This window comes from Pseudomonas sp. REP124, assembly GCF_020164475.1.
Lineage (GTDB): Bacteria > Pseudomonadota > Gammaproteobacteria > Pseudomonadales > Pseudomonadaceae > Aquipseudomonas.
On record NZ_JAIQWX010000135.1, the window covers coordinates 1 to 17,002 of the forward strand.

Annotated in this window: 14 protein-coding genes; 9 read left to right on the forward strand and 5 right to left on the reverse strand. The window is 60.5% G+C overall.

Annotation, left to right across the window (positions count from 1 at the left end):
• Nucleotides 1-136: 136 nt before the first annotated feature.
• Complete coding sequence (locus tag K9857_RS24435) at nt 137-3,040, reverse strand: ribonucleoside-diphosphate reductase subunit alpha (RefSeq protein WP_224540149.1); 2,904 nt, start codon at nt 3,038-3,040, stop codon at nt 137-139.
• Nucleotides 3,041-3,773: 733 nt separating this feature from the next.
• Here K9857_RS24435 and K9857_RS24440 point away from each other — a divergent pair.
• Together K9857_RS24440 and K9857_RS24445 are read left to right on the forward strand one after the other, a co-directional pair.
• A complete protein-coding gene (locus K9857_RS24440; RefSeq protein ID WP_175376766.1) occupies nt 3,774-4,496 on the forward strand; it encodes a winged helix-turn-helix domain-containing protein in 723 nt (240 codons plus the stop codon).
• Nucleotides 4,493-6,103: an ATP-binding protein gene (locus K9857_RS24445; protein ID WP_224540151.1), complete on the forward strand. Its 1,611-nt coding sequence runs from the start codon at nt 4,493-4,495 to the stop codon at nt 6,101-6,103. Before K9857_RS24440 ends, K9857_RS24445 begins: the two co-directional genes overlap by 4 nt.
• Nucleotides 6,104-6,244: 141 nt before the next feature.
• Here K9857_RS24445 and K9857_RS24450 read toward each other — a convergent pair whose 3' ends face one another.
• On the reverse strand, nt 6,245-6,970 hold the full coding sequence (locus K9857_RS24450) for a 4'-phosphopantetheinyl transferase (protein ID WP_224540169.1): 726 nt from the start codon (nt 6,968-6,970) through the stop codon (nt 6,245-6,247).
• 177 nt (nt 6,971-7,147) lie between these two features.
• Between K9857_RS24450 and K9857_RS24455 the strand changes: the two genes are divergently transcribed.
• The 3 genes from K9857_RS24455 (at nt 7,148) to K9857_RS24465 (ending at nt 9,556) form a co-directional block, all read left to right on the forward strand.
• Entirely contained in the window at nt 7,148-7,471 is a 324-nt protein-coding gene (locus tag K9857_RS24455; RefSeq protein WP_224540153.1) for a hypothetical protein, read from the forward strand.
• A 64-nt stretch (nt 7,472-7,535) separates the two neighbouring features.
• Nucleotides 7,536-8,213, forward strand: a complete 678-nt coding sequence (locus K9857_RS24460) for a response regulator transcription factor (protein ID WP_224540155.1) — start codon at nt 7,536-7,538, stop codon at nt 8,211-8,213.
• Nucleotides 8,210-9,556 (forward strand): ATP-binding protein, encoded by a 1,347-nt coding sequence (locus tag K9857_RS24465; RefSeq protein ID WP_224540156.1) that lies wholly within the window; start codon nt 8,210-8,212, stop codon nt 9,554-9,556. Before K9857_RS24460 ends, K9857_RS24465 begins: the two co-directional genes overlap by 4 nt.
• A gap of 95 nt (nt 9,557-9,651) precedes the next feature.
• On the opposite strand, the gene K9857_RS24470 is transcribed toward K9857_RS24465, so the two are convergent.
• Nucleotides 9,652-10,665 (reverse strand): AraC family transcriptional regulator, encoded by a 1,014-nt coding sequence (locus K9857_RS24470; RefSeq protein WP_224540158.1) that lies wholly within the window; start codon nt 10,663-10,665, stop codon nt 9,652-9,654.
• A gap of 339 nt (nt 10,666-11,004) precedes the next feature.
• Here K9857_RS24470 and K9857_RS24475 point away from each other — a divergent pair, with 339 nt between their 5' ends.
• Both K9857_RS24475 and K9857_RS24480 read left to right on the forward strand, forming a co-directional pair.
• On the forward strand, nt 11,005-12,339 hold the full coding sequence (locus K9857_RS24475; RefSeq protein WP_224540160.1) for a dicarboxylate/amino acid:cation symporter: 1,335 nt from the start codon (nt 11,005-11,007) through the stop codon (nt 12,337-12,339).
• Nucleotides 12,340-12,485: 146 nt separating this feature from the next.
• Nucleotides 12,486-13,667, forward strand: a complete 1,182-nt coding sequence (locus K9857_RS24480) for a CaiB/BaiF CoA transferase family protein (RefSeq protein WP_224540162.1) — start codon at nt 12,486-12,488, stop codon at nt 13,665-13,667.
• Between the two features lie 135 nt (nt 13,668-13,802).
• On the opposite strand, the gene K9857_RS24485 is transcribed toward K9857_RS24480, so the two are convergent.
• Nucleotides 13,803-14,297 carry a SprT family zinc-dependent metalloprotease gene (locus tag K9857_RS24485; protein ID WP_224540164.1) on the reverse strand — a complete coding sequence of 165 codons (495 nt, stop codon included), beginning with the start codon at nt 14,295-14,297 and terminating at the stop codon, nt 13,803-13,805.
• A 159-nt stretch (nt 14,298-14,456) separates the two neighbouring features.
• A complete protein-coding gene (locus K9857_RS24490; protein ID WP_175376776.1) occupies nt 14,457-15,059 on the reverse strand; it encodes a Yip1 family protein in 603 nt (200 codons plus the stop codon).
• A 359-nt stretch (nt 15,060-15,418) separates the two neighbouring features.
• Between K9857_RS24490 and ttcA the strand changes: the two genes are divergently transcribed.
• Together ttcA and K9857_RS24500 are read left to right on the forward strand one after the other, a co-directional pair.
• Nucleotides 15,419-16,243, forward strand: coding sequence for a tRNA 2-thiocytidine(32) synthetase TtcA (gene ttcA / locus K9857_RS24495; RefSeq protein ID WP_175376777.1), 825 nt, complete (start codon nt 15,419-15,421; stop codon nt 16,241-16,243).
• A 57-nt stretch (nt 16,244-16,300) separates the two neighbouring features.
• On the forward strand, nt 16,301-16,975 hold the full coding sequence (locus tag K9857_RS24500) for a DNA-3-methyladenine glycosylase I (RefSeq protein WP_224540166.1): 675 nt from the start codon (nt 16,301-16,303) through the stop codon (nt 16,973-16,975).
• Nucleotides 16,976-17,002: the final 27 nt, after the last annotated feature.

The following is a 17,002-nucleotide window of genomic DNA, read 5'->3' on the forward strand; positions in this document are numbered from 1 at the left end:
TTCATGTGGGAGCGGGCTTGCCCGCGATGGGGCCATATCTGCCAACACAATTATTGAGGGCAAAAGAAAACCCCCGACAAACCAGAGGTTTGTCGGGGGTTTCAGGTTGGCGCCGTCAAGCGCCTACCCGCTCAGCTTATTGGCAAGCTTCGCAATCCGGCTCGTCGATGGCGCAGGCCTTTGGCACTGGAGCCGGGCCGGCTGGCGCGGATGGTGCTGCCAGGACCGAGTCGTCACCGTGGTTGCCGCCGCTGGAAACAGCGTTCAGCTTGCCGGTGTTGATGGTCGACTTCTCGGTGCTGGTTGCGGCCAGGGCACGGAGGTAATAGGTGGTTTTCAGGCCACGGTACCAGGCCATGCGGTAGGTCACGTCCAGCTTCTTGCCCGAAGCGCCTGCGATGTACAGGTTCAACGACTGAGCCTGGTCGATCCACTTCTGACGACGGCTTGCCGCGTCGACGATCCACTTGGTATCCACTTCGAAAGCAGTCGCGTAGAGCGCCTTGAGCTCTGCCGGAATGCGTTCGATCTGCTGCACGGAACCGTCGTAGTACTTCAGGTCGTTGATCATGACCGAATCCCACAGACCGCGAGCCTTGAGGTCGCGAACCAGGTACGGGTTGATCACGGTGAATTCGCCCGACAGGTTCGATTTCACATAGAGGTTCTGGTAGGTCGGTTCGATCGACTGCGATACGCCGGTGATGTTGGCGATGGTCGCGGTCGGTGCGATGGCCATGATGTTCGAGTTACGGATGCCTTTCTGTACACGGGCGCGAACCGGTGCCCAGTCCAGGGTTTCCTTCAGGTCGACATCGATGTACTTCTGGCCACGGGCCTCGATCAGGATCTGTTGCGAATCCAGCGGCAGGATGCCTTTGGACCACAGCGAGCCCTGGAACGTCTCGTACGAGCCACGCTCGTCAGCCAGGTCGCAGGACGCCTGGATCGCGAAGTAGCTGACGGCTTCCATGGAAGTGTCGGCGAACTGCACGGCGGCATCGGAACCGTAAGCAATGTGCTGCAGGTACAGCGCGTCCTGGAAGCCCATGATGCCCAGACCGACCGGACGGTGCTTGAAGTTGGAGTTCTTCGCTTGCGGCACCGAGTAGTAGTTGATGTCGATCACGTTATCGAGCATGCGCACGGCGGTGTTCACGGTGCGTTGCAGTTTGGCGGTGTCGAGCTGGCCGTTGACGATGTGGTTCGGCAGGTTGATCGAGCCCAGGTTGCAAACGGCGATCTCGTCCTTGTTGGTGTTCAAGGTGATCTCGGTGCACAGGTTCGAGCTGTGAACCACGCCGACGTGCTGCTGCGGGCTGCGCAGGTTGCACGGGTCCTTGAAGGTCAGCCATGGGTGGCCGGTTTCGAACAGCATGGACAGCATCTTGCGCCACAGGTCTTTGGCCTGGATGGTCTTGAACAGTTTGACCTTGCCCGGGTACTCGGTCAGGGCTTCGTAGTACTCGTAGCGCTCTTCGAAGGCCTTGCCGGTCAGGTCGTGCAGGTCCGGAACTTCGGACGGCGAGAACAGGGTCCACTTGCCGTCGTCGAAGACACGCTTCATGAACAGGTCAGGGATCCAGTTGGCGGTGTTCATGTCGTGGGTACGACGACGGTCATCACCGGTGTTCTTGCGCAGCTCGATGAACTCTTCGATGTCCATGTGCCAGGTTTCCAGGTAGGCACAGACAGCGCCCTTGCGCTTGCCACCCTGGTTAACGGCGACGGCGGTGTCGTTCACCACTTTCAGGAACGGAACCACGCCCTGGGATTTGCCGTTGGTGCCCTTGATGTACGAACCCAGTGCACGAACAGGCGTCCAGTCGTTGCCCAGGCCACCGGCGAATTTGGACAGCATGGCGTTGTCGTGGATCGCGTGGTAGATGCCCGACAGGTCGTCCGGAACGGTGGTCAGGTAGCAGCTCGACAGCTGTGGACGCAGGGTACCGGCGTTGAACAGGGTCGGGGTCGAAGCCATGTAGTCGAAGGACGACAACAGGTTGTAGAACTCGATGGCACGGGCTTCGCGGTCTTTCTCTTCGATCGCCAGGCCCATGGCCACGCGCATGAAGAAGATCTGCGGCAGTTCGAAACGTACGCCATCCTTGTGGATGAAGTAACGGTCGTACAAGGTTTGCAGGCCCAGATAGGTGAATTGCTGGTCGCGCTCGTGGTTGATCGCCTTGCCCAGTTTTTCCAGGTCGAAGGTGGCCAGTTCAGGGTTCAGCAGTTCGTATTCCACACCCTTGGCGACGTAGGCAGGCAGGGCCTTGGCGTACAGGTCGGCCATTTCGTGGTGGGTGGCGCTATCGGCAACTTCCAGGAAGCCCAGACCTTCGGCACGCAGGGTGTCCATCAGCAGGCGGGCGGTCACGAAGGAGTAGTTCGGCTCACGCTCGACCAGGGTACGGGCGGTCATCACCAGGGCGGTGTTGACGTCCTTCAGGGCAACGCCGTCGTACAGGTTTTTCAGGGTTTCGCGCTGGATTAGGTCGCCGTCGACTTCTTCCAGGCCTTCGCACGCTTCGCGGACGATGGTGTCCAGGCGGCCCATGTCCAGCGGCGCCAGGCTGCCGTCGGCGCGGGTGATGCGGATCGATGGGTGAGCGTTGACGGTTTCTTCGGCCGGGGTGTGCGCGGCGCGCTCCTTGGCGCGCGAATCGCGGTAGATCACGTAGTCGCGAGCGACTTTCTGCTCGCCGGCACGCATCAGGGCCAGTTCGACCTGGTCCTGGATTTCTTCGATGTGGATGGTGCCGCCCGATGGCATGCGACGCTTGAAGGTAGCGGTGACCTGTTCGGTCAGGCGGGCAACGGTGTCGTGGATTCGCGACGAGGCGGCAGCGGTGCCGCCCTCAACTGCGAGAAACGCTTTGGTGATGGCGACGGTGATCTTGTCATCGGTGTAAGGAACGACAGTGCCGTTACGCTTGATCACGCGCAGCTGGCCAGGCGCGGTGGCGGACAGATCCGAAGTCGAATCGGCGGCCGGCGGCAAGGTGCCCTGCGGATTCTCGCGAGTTGTGTCGGTTTGCATGGGTGTCTCCACGTTCTCTATGTTTGTTTGGGCACTGTAAAGGTGCCCACCGTTCCGTCCTGAAGCACTACAACCGGCGAATGCCGGGCATAACAACTTCGGGACAGTAGGAAGGGTGCTATTGGGGCGCCGCTTCCATGCCGAAGTCTTTGGTCTCACGCCTTGGGCCTGAGACCGGGGTCCTTTCAGGTGACAGATTGGGACTGCAACACCCGTACCGTTTTCACCGCTCAGGGCCGAAATACAGTAGCCATCCGCGCGCGCGGTTTGGTCTTTCGAAAATACGTTTGGTTCAACCGGATAGTGGCGAGAAAAGCCCTTGAAATCGAGGTCCGGTTTGTGTTTGGTTTTTTGCGCAAAACCCTACATCTAGGGTTTTTTTGGCGCAGGGCTACAAGATAATGCGTTTTGGGGAGGGATTGCAACGTACTACCTGTGGATAAGCCTGTGCGTAAATTGTGTGTGAAAGAGCGAATCGGCGTGCAGGCCGCGATGCTGCTGGACCGGACTTTTTTTCAGTCTTTTTCCACCGTTCAAAACGGTCCGGCGGATTTTCAAGGGCGCGAACCCTATCACAAAAAAACGCCGTGTCCGAACGCATTTACCGGCTTGTGTTCTGCGCGGGCGACGTTTATACAATCGGCCCTGCCCGTAGGAGATTTAACCTCCCAGAACATTACAAAAAGACGGGCGGATCCTTCCTTATTAGCGTTCTTGCAAGTAGAGGTCACCCGTGGAGCAACAAGCCTGGCAGATATTGATTGTGGAGGACGATCAGCGTCTGGCCGATCTGACCCGTGACTATCTGCAAGCCAATGGCCTGCGCGTATCGATCGAGGGCAATGGCGCCTTGGCGGCGGCGCGCATCATCAAGGAACAGCCGGACCTGGTGATCCTCGACCTGATGCTCCCCGGTGAAGACGGCCTGAGCATTTGCCGCAAGGTCCGCGATCGTTACGACGGGCCGATCCTGATGCTCACCGCACGCACCGACGACACCGACCAGATTCTCGGCCTCGACCTTGGCGCCGACGACTACGTGTGCAAACCGGTGCGCCCGCGCCTGCTGCTGGCACGCATCCAGGCCTTGCTGCGCCGCAGCGAAACCCCGGAAGTCGCGCCGGAAAAACAGCGACGCCTGCAGTTCGGTCCGCTGGTGGTCGACAGTGCTCTGCGCGAGGCGTGGCTGCACGACAACGGTATCGAACTGACCAGCGCCGAGTTCGATTTGCTCTGGTTGCTGGTGGCCAATGCCGGGCGCATCCTGTCCCGGGAAGAAATCTTCACCGCACTGCGTGGCATCGGCTATGACGGCCAGGACCGCTCCATCGACGTGCGCATCTCGCGCATCCGCCCGAAAATCGGCGATGACCCGGACCATCCGCGGCTGATCAAGACCGTGCGCAGCAAAGGCTACCTGTTCGTTCCCGAGGCCTGCGTAGACTCCACCCTGTGAACTCGATCTTCCTGCGTATTTACGGTGGCATGTGCGCCGCGCTGATTCTGGTGGCGGTGCTCGGCGTGCTGGCGCTGCACATGCTCAATCAGGTGCGCGGCGAGCAATACCGCGAGCGGCTGGCCCACGGCACGTTTTCGCTGATGGCCGACAACCTGCAGCCGATGACCAAAACCGAGCGCCATCGCTCGCTACTGGTGTGGGAGCGGTTGCTGGGGATTCCGCTGGCGCTGAAAACCTTCAGCGAAACCGACCTCGATCTGACCCAGCGCACCCGGGTGCTGCGTGGTCAGGCGCTGGTGGAACAGACCGGCCCGCATGCGGCCCGTGTCTATCGTCTGGTCAGCGACAAGGAGCAACTGGTTCTCACCGGTGACGTGCAGCAGATCAGCGAGCAGTTGGCCCGGGCCACTATCTACCTGTTGGCCGACGAGCTGGTGCGCTATCCGGTCGGCGAACAGCCAGGGCGCCTGGCACAGTTGAAACAGGACAAGGGGTTCGGTTTCGACTTGCGTCTGGTGACGGTGGAAGAGGCCGACATGGACGAAGACCAGAGTCGTCGCGTGGCCGAAGGCGACACGGTGATGGCGCTGGGCAAGGGCGGCGATTCGATCCGGGTGTTCGCCGGCATGGTCGGAACGCCCTGGGTCCTGGAAATCGGCCCGTTGTATCAGATGAATCCCTATCCGCCGGAGTGGCTGGTGCTGATCGCCGCGCTGGGCCTGACCCTGATTGGTCTGATCGTCTACCTGCTGGTGCGGCAACTTGAGCGTCGATTGCGCGGCCTGGAAGCGGCGGCCACGCGCATTGCCAAGGGCAGTCTGGAAACCCGTGTGCCGGCGCGCGGGGCGGACTCGGTTGGACGATTGGCTTCGGCTTTCAACGGCATGGCCGAGCACCTGCAACAACTGTTGGCGATCCAGCGCGAACTGGTGCGTGCGGTGTCCCACGAATTGCGCACGCCGGTGGCGCGCCTGCGCTTCGGCCTGGAAATGATCGGTTCGGCCACCACCCCGCAAGCCCTGGAAAAATACTGCGAGAGCATGGACCACGACATCGAGGATCTCGATCGTCTGGTGGATGAAATGCTGACCTATGCGCGACTGGAGCAAGGCTCGCCGGCCCTGAATTTTCAGCGCATCGACCTGGATGCCCTGGTCAATCAGGTGATCGAGGAGCTTGCACCGTTGCGCATCGATATCACGGTGCAACGCGGCCTTTGCCTGTCGGCCGCCGATTGCGATGACGCCTGGGTCGAGGCCGAGCCGCGCTATCTGCACCGGGCACTGCAGAACCTCGTCAGCAACGCCATGCGCCACGCGCAATCGCGGGTGACGATCAGCTATCAGGTGGGACAACAGCGTTGCCGCGTGGATGTCGAAGATGACGGGCCGGGCGTGCCGGAAATCGCCTGGGAAAAAATCTTCACCCCCTTCCTGCGCCTCGACGACAGCCGCACCCGTGCTTCGGGCGGGCATGGATTGGGGTTGTCCATCGTGCGGCGCATCATTCACTGGCATGACGGGCGGGCGTTGATCAACAAGAGCAAAAGCCTGGGCGGTGCCTGTTTCAGCTTGAGCTGGCCGAGGAATCAGGAGAAGCGCTGAGATTTTGCGTTGGCTGTGAGGGCCCTATCGCGGGCAAGCCCGCTCCCACAGGTTTTGTGTTGGATACAGATTTTGTGACCGTCAATAGACCTTGTGGGAGCGGGCTTGCCCGCGATGATGCCTTCACAGGCACCAAAACTCTCAGGCCTTGATACTGACCAGACTCAACAACTGCCCATCCTGCACCCCAAACTGCGCCTCAAGCTCAGTGCCATTGCGCCATTCACTGGACAGATCAGTCAGCAACCGCAACCGCACCTCTCCGGCCTCTGTCCACTCCAACACTTCGGCATGCTCAAAGTAGAAGCGCTGCTGAACGATCGGATAAAGCGCCTTGAACAGGCTTTCCTTCACCGAGAAAGTCAGTGTCACCAGCAATGCCAAATGATCCCGGCGACCCGCCGCCATGCGCTGCAGCTCAGGCCCAGTGAGGATTTCCCCGGCAAGGCGCTCGGCGCGTTCGGCATTGAGCAGGTTCTCCAGATCCATCCCCAGGCCGCGCCAATGGCTTTTCTTCGCGACGATGGCCGCGGCCCGGCCCGTGCTGTGGGTAATGGAACCGGTGATGTGCGCCGGCCAGACGGGGGCCCGGTCATCACCGATGGCAGGACTCAAACTCAACCCTTCGAGCTTTTGCAGGGCGGCCCTGGCGCAGAGTCGCCCGGCGAGAAACTCGGCCTGGCGTTTGGCGACCGATCGCTGAATGCTCGCGGGCGCCTCGATGGCGCTGTTGTGGAAATCGTCGCTTCGCAACTGCGAGGCATCGAAATGGGTGCTCAAAAGGACCGTATCGGGCAGCACGGACGGCAGCGGCCAATGGGCATCGAGGGGCGTGCAGCAGGCGGGCAGGGCAGGTATCGAATTCATGTCGAGCATTTTGCCGGGTTGCCTTATGGCTGGGTAGTGTCCGGGAGGCTTCGTCGCGCAGCTTGGTTCAGCTCAGGTTCAGTGTGCGTTCAGGGGGAGTTCAGGGCCGGGTGCGTAGTCTTGCCGCTACCAAAACGGGCTTTACCAACACGCGTATGGCACATGAGGAAGCTTCCTATGACTGGCTTGAAAAACCTGATTCTGGCATTCACCGTCCTGGGCGTCAGTGCGGCAGCCCACGCCGCCGACAACAACTTCACACGGCCTTCCACCGGACAGACCAGCAACAAGGCCAGAAAATCCTCCGTCCTGAACTACTCGAACGTGGACGCGGTGGTCGCCGATGCCGGCGCCTGGGGAGCGCAGCCGGCCCGACAAATCAGCCAGAGCGGTTATTACGCCACGTATGACAAGGTGTCGGTATCCCACAATGGCATTAAACTTCGCGAGCAGGACCTCATGGGCCGCTACGATTTAACAGGTGTCAGTGAACAGTCGTGAAAATCGAAAATGATGCACGTGAGATCGTTGCACCCCTGGAGCTGTTGATGTGCAGGAGAGCGTTATGAAACTGCTGGTCGTCGAGGATGAAGCGCTGTTGCGCCATCACCTGCAAACCCGCCTGACGGAAAGTGGGCACGTGGTCGAATCCGTGCCCAACGCCGAGGAGGCGCTGTATCAGAGCGAACAGTTCAACCATGATCTGGCGGTGATCGATCTCGGCCTGCCGGGCATGAGCGGCCTGGATCTGATTCGCCAGCTGCGTTCGCGGGGCAAGACCTTTCCGGTCCTGATTCTCACCGCGCGCGGCAACTGGCAGGACAAGGTCGAAGGCCTGGCCGCCGGCGCCGACGACTATGTGGTCAAGCCGTTCCAGTTCGAAGAACTCGAAGCACGGCTCAACGCGCTGCTGCGTCGATCCAGCGGCTTTACCCAGTCGACCATCGTTGCCGGGCCGCTGGTGCTGGACCTCAATCGCAAGCAGGCGACCCTGGACGATCAGCCGTTGGCGCTGACCGCCTACGAATACCGCATCCTCGAATACCTGATGCGCCATCACCAGCAGGTCGTGTCCAAGGACCGTCTGATGGAGCAGCTGTATCCCGATGACGACGAGCGCGATCCAAATGTGATCGAAGTGCTGGTAGGAAGGCTGCGGCGCAAGCTTGAGGGCAGCACGGGCTTCAAGCCGATCGATACCGTTCGCGGTCTCGGCTATCTGTTCAATGAGCGCTGCACTTGATTCGCTCGCTTCGTGTCCGACTGATGCTCGCCGCCACTATCCTGGCGGTGTTGTTCATGCTGGCGCTGTTGCCGGCGATGCAAGGCGCGTTCAGCCTGGCGTTGCAGGACTCCATCGAGCAGCGCCTGGCGTCCGACGTGACCACCTTGATCTCCGCCGCGCGGGTGGAGAACAACCGTTTGCAGATGCCGGCGCAACTGCCTGACGAACGCTTCAACCTCACCGACAGCCGTTTGCTCGGCTACATCTACGACCGCGAAGGTCATCTGGTCTGGCGCTCCAAGGCCACTCAGGAAGAAAACCTCAACTACAAGCCCCGCTATGACGGACGCGGCAACGAGTTCGCCAGAATCAGCGAGCCCAATGGCCAGGAGTTCTTCGTCTACGACGTCGAGGTCAAGTTGCTCGGCGGCAAGAGCGCCGCGTTCAGCATCGTCGCCCTGCAACCGGTGCGCGAATACGAGGTGACCGTCGAAGGCCTGCGGGAAAACCTCTACCTGGGCTTTGGCGCCGCCTTGCTGGTGCTCCTGGCATTGCTGTGGATCGGCTTGACCTGGGGCTTGCGCGCGTTACGAAGGCTCAGTCAGGAGCTGGACGAAATCGAAAGCGGCGCCCGGGAAAGTCTCAGCGAACAACATCCGCGCGAACTGTTGCGCCTGACCGGCTCGCTGAACCGCTTGTTGCACAGTGAACGCGAGCAGCGCAGCCGCTATCGCGACTCCCTCGACGATCTGGCGCACAGCCTGAAAACCCCGCTGGCGGTGCTGCAAGGGGTCAGCGAGGACATGGCACAACGTCCCGAAGATCGTGACCAGGCCTGGGTGCTGCAAACCCAGATCGAGCGCATGAGCCAGCAGATCAGCTATCAATTGCAGCGCGCCAGCCTGCGCAAAAGCGGTCTGGTGCGTCATCAGGTACATCTGCGTCCGGTGCTGCAAAGCCTGTGCGACACCCTGGACAAGGTCTATCGCGACAAGCGCGTGCGGGTGACCCTGGATCTGCCGCAGGAGTGCTACGTGCCGATCGAGCAGGGCGCCTTGCTGGAGATGATGGGCAATCTGCTGGAGAACGCTTATCGCCTGTGCCTGGGCGAAGTGCGTGTCAGCGTGCGTCAGACCATCAGTGGTCTGGAGTTGTGCGTCGAAGACGACGGCCCCGGTGTACCGCCCGACCAGCGCGCGCGAATCCTGCAAAGGGGTGAACGTCTGGATCGACAGCATCCGGGGCAGGGGATTGGCCTGGCGGTGGTCAAGGACATCATCGAAAGCTACAGCGCCAAGCTGACCCTGGGGGATTCACCCATGGGGGGCGCGGCGTTCAGGATTCATTTTCCGGTGGTTTAGCGGCGTTTTTGCGGGCGTCATCGCGAGCAGGCTCCCACAGGGGATTTGTGAACGACGCAGATCCAATGTGGGAGCGAGCCTGCTCGCGATGGGGCCTAATGTTCCTGCGCGCGATAGGCCCCAGGCGTCAAGCCTGTCCACTTCTTGAACGCCCGATGAAACGCCGACGGCTCGGAAAACCCCAGCTGCTCGGCGATCTGCTGCAACGGCAGGTCGTTGCGACTCAAATGGTAGATCGCGATATCTCGGCGCAACTGATCCTTCAACTCCTGAAAACTGGTGCCTTCCTCGCGCAGATGCCGGCGCAGCGTCTGCGGGCTGATGTGCAGGTGCGCGGCCACTGCGTCCAGGTCCGGCCAGCGTGCACTGTCGCGACTGAGCAGGCGCCGCAGCTGACTGCTCAGGCTATGGCCGTCATCCGGGCGCGACAGCAGATCGGCCGGCGAGCGTTCGAGAAAGTGCCTGAGGGTGCGTTCGTCCTGCAACAGCGGCATGTTCAGGTAGCGACTGTGAAACAGCAGGCTGCTCTGTGTGGTCGTGCTATCGGGCTCGGAGAAAACCAGTGGGCAGGAGAACAGCAGATCGTACTCGGCCCCGTGTTCCGGTCGCGGATAGCTGAACGTGGCCTGCTCCAGGCGAATGCGCTGGCCGATCAGCCAACTGCCGAACCGGTGCCAGGTCACCAGCAGGCATTCGCCAAGAAAGTGATCCGGGTCCCAAAGCTGCGAATCATCCAGGCTCAGGCGGATCATTTCGTCTTCACGGGTCATCGTCAGACGCGGGGCGTCGGGGAATAGGCTATAAAACAATAAGCCGCGATTGAGCGCCTTCTCCAGGTTGCGGCAGTGAATCACCGCATGACACATCATCGCGAAGCTGCCCGGAACGCTGCGGCCTTGCCCGAAACCCAGGTATTCGTCGTCCAGCGCCAGCCTCAGCGACAGCAGCAGTCGGGTGAACTGCTCTGGTGCGATGCGCGCGCGTGGCTCGTCGAGCAACTCGGGGCTGATCCCCAATTGCTCCAACAGCTTCGAGTAATCGTAGCCTTGCCGCCGTGCGCCACGCAGCGCGGCACGGGCGAAATGACTGGCGATGGTGCGTTCGCGCATGACAGGTCAATCCATCCATTGAGCGACGGATGGTAGCTGCGGTTCCAATGGCTGAACAAGGCGGATATCCGCCAAATTGCAGGATGCGTTTTGATCAATGGGCGGAAATCCGCCACTTGGTTTCAATCGATTGGCGACACGGAAAAACCTGCAGCCCTTGATATCAAAAGGCTTGCAGGGTTTTTACGCGAGGTGGCACGGGCCTTGCGATACAACGGGCAGAAGCCTGCCGTCGCGCAGCTCGAAAAAACAAATCCCTCCAGTGCAGGAGGGTTCGCAAATGAGGTCTCGTAGGCAACAGGTGGATGTTGCCAGCGCGCACTCTTGAGGAACTTTGCAATGACGACTCGTCAGCCACTGTACAAATCCCTGTATTTCCAGGTGATCGTCGCAATTGTCATCGGTATCTTGCTCGGCCACTACTATCCGCAACTCGGCGTGGCCGTGAAGCCGTTGGGTGACGGGTTCATCAAACTGATCAAGATGATCATCGCCCCGATCATCTTCTGCACCGTCGTCAGCGGCATCGCTGGCATGCAGAACATGAAGTCGGTCGGCAAGACCGGCGGTTACGCACTCCTGTACTTCGAAATCGTGTCGACCATTGCCCTGATCGTGGGCCTGGTGGTCGTCAACATCGTGCAGCCGGGCGCCGGCATGCACATCGACGTCACCACCCTGGACGCCTCGAAAGTGGCGACCTACGTGGCACAAGGCGCTGACCAGAGCATCGTCGGCTTCCTGCTCAATGTGATCCCGAGCACCATCGTCGGCGCGTTCGCCACCGGTGACATCCTGCAAGTGCTGATGTTCTCGGTGATCTTCGGTTTCGCCCTGCATCGCCTGGGCGCCTACGGCCGTCCGCTGCTGGAGTTCATCGATCGCTTCGCCCACGTGATGTTCAACATCATCAACATGATCATGAAGCTCGCGCCGATCGGTGCCTTCGGTGCCATGGCCTTCACCATCGGTGCCTACGGTGTCGGCTCGCTGGTGCAGTTGGGTCAACTGATGGCCTGCTTCTACATCACTTGCGTGCTGTTCATCCTGATCGTGCTGGGCGGCATCGCACGCATGCACGGCTTCAGCGTGCTGAAAATGATCCGCTACATCCGTGAGGAACTGCTGATCGTACTGGGTACTTCTTCGTCCGAATCGGTACTGCCTCGCATGCTGATCAAGATGGAGCGTCTGGGCGCACAGAAATCCGTGGTAGGTCTGGTGATCCCGACCGGCTACTCGTTCAACCTCGACGGTACCGCGATCTACCTGACCATGGCCGCCGTGTTCATTGCCCAGGCAACTGACGCGCACATGGACGTCACTCACCAGATCACCCTGTTGGTGGTCCTGCTGCTGTCCTCCAAAGGCGCCGCGGGCGTGACCGGTTCGGGCTTCATCGTACTGGCTGCCACCCTGTCCGCCGTGGGCCACCTGCCGGTTGCCGGCCTGGCGCTGATCCTGGGTATCGACCGCTTCATGTCCGAAGCCCGTGCCCTGACCAACCTGATCGGCAACGCCGTTGCCACCATCGTTGTGGCCAAGTGGGTGAAGGAGCTGGACACCGACGTGCTGCAATCCGAACTGGCCTCGGGCGGTCGCGGCATTGCTGACGAGCGCGCGGAAGAGGAAGTGGACGTGATCCACACCCCGACTGCCAGCAGCGTCAAGTAAGCGCTTCCTGCTTCATGAAAAACCCGCTTCGGCGGGTTTTTTCATGCCTGCTGTTTGAGCATAAAGGTCAGCGCGACTGTCGCATAAGGTGATTGCTCCAGCGCCCCCGGCTGCCTAGGCTGGGGGCTGAATCAAGGAGAACGCCCATGCTCGGTCCACTGGCATCACTGAAGGTTCTGGATTTCTCGACACTGCTGCCGGGGCCGTTTGCCTCGCTTCTGCTGGCGGACATGGGGGCCGAGGTGCTGCGCATCGAATCGCCGACCCGCATGGATCTGCTGCGAGTGCTGCCGCCCCATGACCGGGGTGTATCGGCCAGCCATGCTTATCTGAATCGCAACAAGCGCAGTCTGGCGCTGGACCTCAAGCAGCCTGAGGCGCTCGAAGTCATCAAGCAGTTGCTCAAGGACCACGACATCGTGCTGGAGCAATTCCGCCCCGGCGTCATGGAGCGCCTGGGCCTGGGCTACGAGGCGCTGAAGGCGATCAATCCGGAACTGATCTACGTGTCGATCACCGGCTACGGCCAGACCGGCCCCTACAAGGATCGCGCCGGCCATGACATTAACTATCTCGCGCTGGCCGGGCTGTCGAGCTACACCGGCCGCGCCGACAGCGGGCCCCTGCCTTTGGGCGCACAGGTGGCGGACATTGCCGGCGGCTCCCTGCACGGAGTGATCGGCCTGCTGGCGGCGGTGATCGCCAGGCAGCAGACCGGGCAGGGGCAGCATCTGGATGTCAGCATGACCGACTGCGCCTTCAGCCTGAACGCCATGGCCGGCGCTGGTTACCTGGCCTGTGGCGTCGAGCCGGGGAGGGAGGATCAGGTGCTCAATGGCGGCAGCTTCTATGACTATTACCGTTCGCGAGATGGCCGCTGGCTGTCGGTGGGCAGTCTGGAACCGGGCTTCATGAAGCAATTGTGCGTCGCTTTGGGCCTGGAGGAGCTGGCGGGTCTGGGGCTGTCGCCGCAGCCGGCGCAGCAACAGAAACTCAAGGACGCGTTGAAGACCGAGTTCGAGAAGCATGACTTTGCCGAGCTGTGCGCGCTGTTTGCCGAGCTGGATGCCTGCGTCGAGCCGGTGTTGAGTGTGGGCGAGGCGGTGCGTCATCCGCAGTTGCAGGCGCGGGAGCTGGTCACGCAGGTGCCTCGGGGGGATGGATCGAGCCAGGCGCAGATGGCGTGTCCGTTGAAGTTTTCAGAGGGGTTGCCGGCGCCGAGGCATATCGGGGCGGGGCTGGGGGAGCATACGGATCAGGTGTTGGGGGAGTTGGGGTTTGATACTGGGCGGATTGCTGAATTGCGGCGGGCCAAGGTGATTCTCTAGCGCCTGTTCCGGCCTCTTCGCGGGCAAGCCCGCTCCCACAGTGATGGGTGTCGTTCACAAATTCAGTGTCCAAAACAGAACCCTGTGGGAGCGGGCTTGCCCGCGAAGAGGCCAGTACAGACACCACAACACTGTCTACTCGACCCGCATCTCCCCACTGAACACCAACGTATGGCGACACCGCCTGCACAAATACCGCCGCCCCTGATGCACCAACCGATGCCGCTGCGCCGAAAACGGAAAATCACTGTCGGCACACGGGCATTTATAGATGTAGCGAGTCACGCTGCGGCGTTTGACGTCGTAGGTGTGGCAGCGATTGGGCGGTAGTTCGTACACCCCGCGCATGATCAATTGCCATTCTTCGCCATGGGGCTGGATGCGGTCGCCGAACAGCTGGTGGGCGATCAGGTGCGCGACTTCGTGGGCCACGGTCTGCTTGAGGAAGTCCTCGCTATTTTCCCGGTACAGCTGCGGGTTGAAGCGCAGCAGGTTCTCGTGCAGATGCGCGACACCGGCTTTTTGCCCGCGCAGCTTGAGGCTCACCACGGGGCGCTTGAAAGGTCGTTTGAAAAAGGATTCGGCTAGTTGGAAACAGTCTTCGACGCGGGTATTGAGTTGCTCGGGCATGCTTGATGGATCTCCAGAGACGTCGAGTATGCCGCAACCCTCGGGCCTTGCGTATTGGCCATGCGCCGAATGGTCGTTGCCGTTTCTGTTACCCAGGCATTAAAAGGCCGCCTTTCGGCGGCCTGTGTCGGCAGATCTGTTTTTTATGTCGAGCTTCAACTAATTGGTGTAGACCGGCCCCACGCCGAGTCCCCAGACAATAACGGTGAACGCCATGATGGCTACCAGCACCACCAGGCCTACTGCGAGTACCGAACTTGAAAACAGGAAGCCCTCGTCAGATGGAATGTTCATGAAAGTCGGCAGGCCGACGTACAACAGGTAAACCGTGTAGCAGATCGCGGCGGTTCCGATGATCATCCCCAGCCACAAGTGCGGATACAGGGCCGCCAGACCGCCGATGAACAGCGGAGTCGCGGTGTAGGTCGCAAACGCCACGCAGCGGGCCAGGCTCGGATTGGCGTCGTAGGTGCGGGCCATCCAGTGAATGAACGCCCCCATGACCGCCACACCGCCGAGCATTGCCAGGTACGACATGATCGACATCCATAGTGCGCTTTCCATGGTCAGCATCACGGGTGCGCGGCTGCCGATGACCCAGCCGACTTTGGTGGTGCCGATAAACGCCGAGATTGCCGGAATCGCCGCCAGAATCAGCGTGTGAGTCAGGTACATGTGGCTGATGCTTTCCTCCTGGTCGCCACGGATTTCTTTCCATTCCTGGTCGGGGTGGGTGAAAAGTCCCACTACGTGATGGATCATGCCAGTCACTCCTCTTGTTTTACCGTCGCCCCCCAGTGGAGCGCCTACGTGCCAATGGCCAAGTACGTCATAGGTCTGGATTCGAATGCGACCTTATGACGCAGTATAGGAAGTACTTAACCTCACAAGGAGCATGGGCTTAGAGCAAATCGCGCTGTAAAACCAAGGCTTAATCGCAGTTGCATCTGTAGACGCTGCCGAAGACTGAGATCTTTGATTCTGTTTCCAAAAAATCAAAATCAAAAGATCGCAGCCTCCGGCAGCTCCAACATAGGGATGCGGTCCGTCAGGATGCTTCGCCCTGGAGGCGTTTTTGCGTAAAATGCCCGCCTTTCGTCACACCTCACGGATTTCGCGTCATGGGCACTCTTACGGTCAACCAGAACAAACTGCAGAAGCGCCTTCGCCGCCAGGCCGGTGAGGCTGTCGCCGATTTCAACATGATTGAAGACGGCGACAAGGTCATGGTCTGCCTGTCCGGCGGCAAGGACAGCTACACCATGCTCGACGTGCTGATGCATTTGCAGAAGGTCGCGCCGATCAAGTTCGACATCGTGGCCGTGAACATGGACCAGAAGCAGCCGGGCTTCCCCGAGCACGTCCTGCCGGCCTACCTCAAGGAACTGGGCATCGAGTACCACATCGTCGAGAAGGACACCTACTCGGTGGTCAAGGAGCTGGTACCGGAAGGCAAGACTACTTGCTCGCTCTGCTCGCGCCTGCGCCGTGGCACGCTCTATACCTTTGCCGATGAAATCGGTGCGACCAAGATGGCGTTGGGTCACCACCGCGACGACATCGTTGAAACCTTCTTCCTGAACATGTTCTTCAACGGCTCGCTCAAGGCCATGCCGCCGAAGCTGCGCGCCGATGACGGTCGCAACGTGGTGATCCGCCCGCTGGCCTACTGCAACGAGAAAGACATCCAGGCTTACTCGGACTTCAAACAGTTCCCGATCATTCCTTGCAACCTCTGTGGTTCCCAGGAAAACCTGCAGCGTCAGGTGGTCAAGGAAATGCTGGTGGAGTGGGAGCGCAAGACCCCGGGCCGTACCGAGAGCATCTTCCGCAGCCTGCAGAATGTGAGCCCGTCGCAACTGGCGGACCGCAACCTGTTTGACTTCACCAACCTGCGGATCGACGAAACCGCGGCATCGCGCTTCGTCAATGTCGTCAATCTCTGATCAAACAATGTGGGAGTGGATTCATTCCCACAGATTTCCCATTCCTCAGGAGAGGGCATGCGCGATTACAAGTGGCTGAACGAGTACTGCCTGAACCGCTTCGGTTCGGCGGCTGAACTGGAAGCCCATCTGCCCGTTCCGAACACCCCGGCGCAATTGCGCGATATCACTGACGATCGCTACCTGTCGACCATGGCCCTGCGAGTGTTTCGTGCCGGATTGAAACACAGCCTGGTGGACGCCAAGTGGCCGGCCTTCGAGGAAGTGTTCTTCAAGTTCGATCCGGAAAAAGTCGTGCTGATGAGCGCCGAGCACCTTGAACGGCTGATGCAGGACGCACGCATCATCCGCCACCTGGGCAAGCTCAAGAGCGTGCCGCGCAATGCGCAGTTCGTGCTGGACGTGGCTCATGAGAGAGGCAGTTTCGGCGCGCTGATCGCCGATTGGCCGGTGACCGATATCGTCGGCCTGTGGACCTTTCTGAAAAAACGCGGCAGCCAGTTGGGCGGCCTGTCGGCACCGCGTTTCCTGCGCATGGTCGGCAAGGACACTTTCGTGCCGAGTTATGACGTGGTTGCGGCGTTGAATGCGCAGAACATCATCGACAAAGTGCCGAGCAGCCTGCGGGACCTGGCGCTGGTGCAGGATGTGTTCAACCAGTGGCATGAAGAGAGTGGCGGACGGCCGATGAGCCAGATTTCGATGATGTTGGCCTATACCGCCAATTATTGAGACCGCATCGTCTGGTTCGCGGGCAAG

Coding starts and splice junctions, on each gene's coding strand:
- K9857_RS24470 (WP_224540158.1), bottom strand. CDS start 10,665: ATGCGCGAACGCACCATCGCCAGTCATTTCGCCCGTGCCGCGCTGCGT.
- K9857_RS24435 (WP_224540149.1), bottom strand. CDS start 3,040: ATGCAAACCGACACAACTCGCGAGAATCCGCAGGGCACCTTGCCGCCG.
- ttcA (WP_175376777.1), top strand. CDS start 15,419: ATGGGCACTCTTACGGTCAACCAGAACAAACTGCAGAAGCGCCTTCGC.
- K9857_RS24485 (WP_224540164.1), bottom strand. CDS start 14,297: ATGCCCGAGCAACTCAATACCCGCGTCGAAGACTGTTTCCAACTAGCC.
- K9857_RS24475 (WP_224540160.1), top strand. CDS start 11,005: ATGACGACTCGTCAGCCACTGTACAAATCCCTGTATTTCCAGGTGATC.
- K9857_RS24460 (WP_224540155.1), top strand. CDS start 7,536: ATGAAACTGCTGGTCGTCGAGGATGAAGCGCTGTTGCGCCATCACCTG.
- K9857_RS24500 (WP_224540166.1), top strand. CDS start 16,301: ATGCGCGATTACAAGTGGCTGAACGAGTACTGCCTGAACCGCTTCGGT.
- K9857_RS24450 (WP_224540169.1), bottom strand. CDS start 6,970: ATGAATTCGATACCTGCCCTGCCCGCCTGCTGCACGCCCCTCGATGCC.
- K9857_RS24480 (WP_224540162.1), top strand. CDS start 12,486: ATGCTCGGTCCACTGGCATCACTGAAGGTTCTGGATTTCTCGACACTG.
- K9857_RS24455 (WP_224540153.1), top strand. CDS start 7,148: ATGACTGGCTTGAAAAACCTGATTCTGGCATTCACCGTCCTGGGCGTC.
- K9857_RS24490 (WP_175376776.1), bottom strand. CDS start 15,059: ATGATCCATCACGTAGTGGGACTTTTCACCCACCCCGACCAGGAATGG.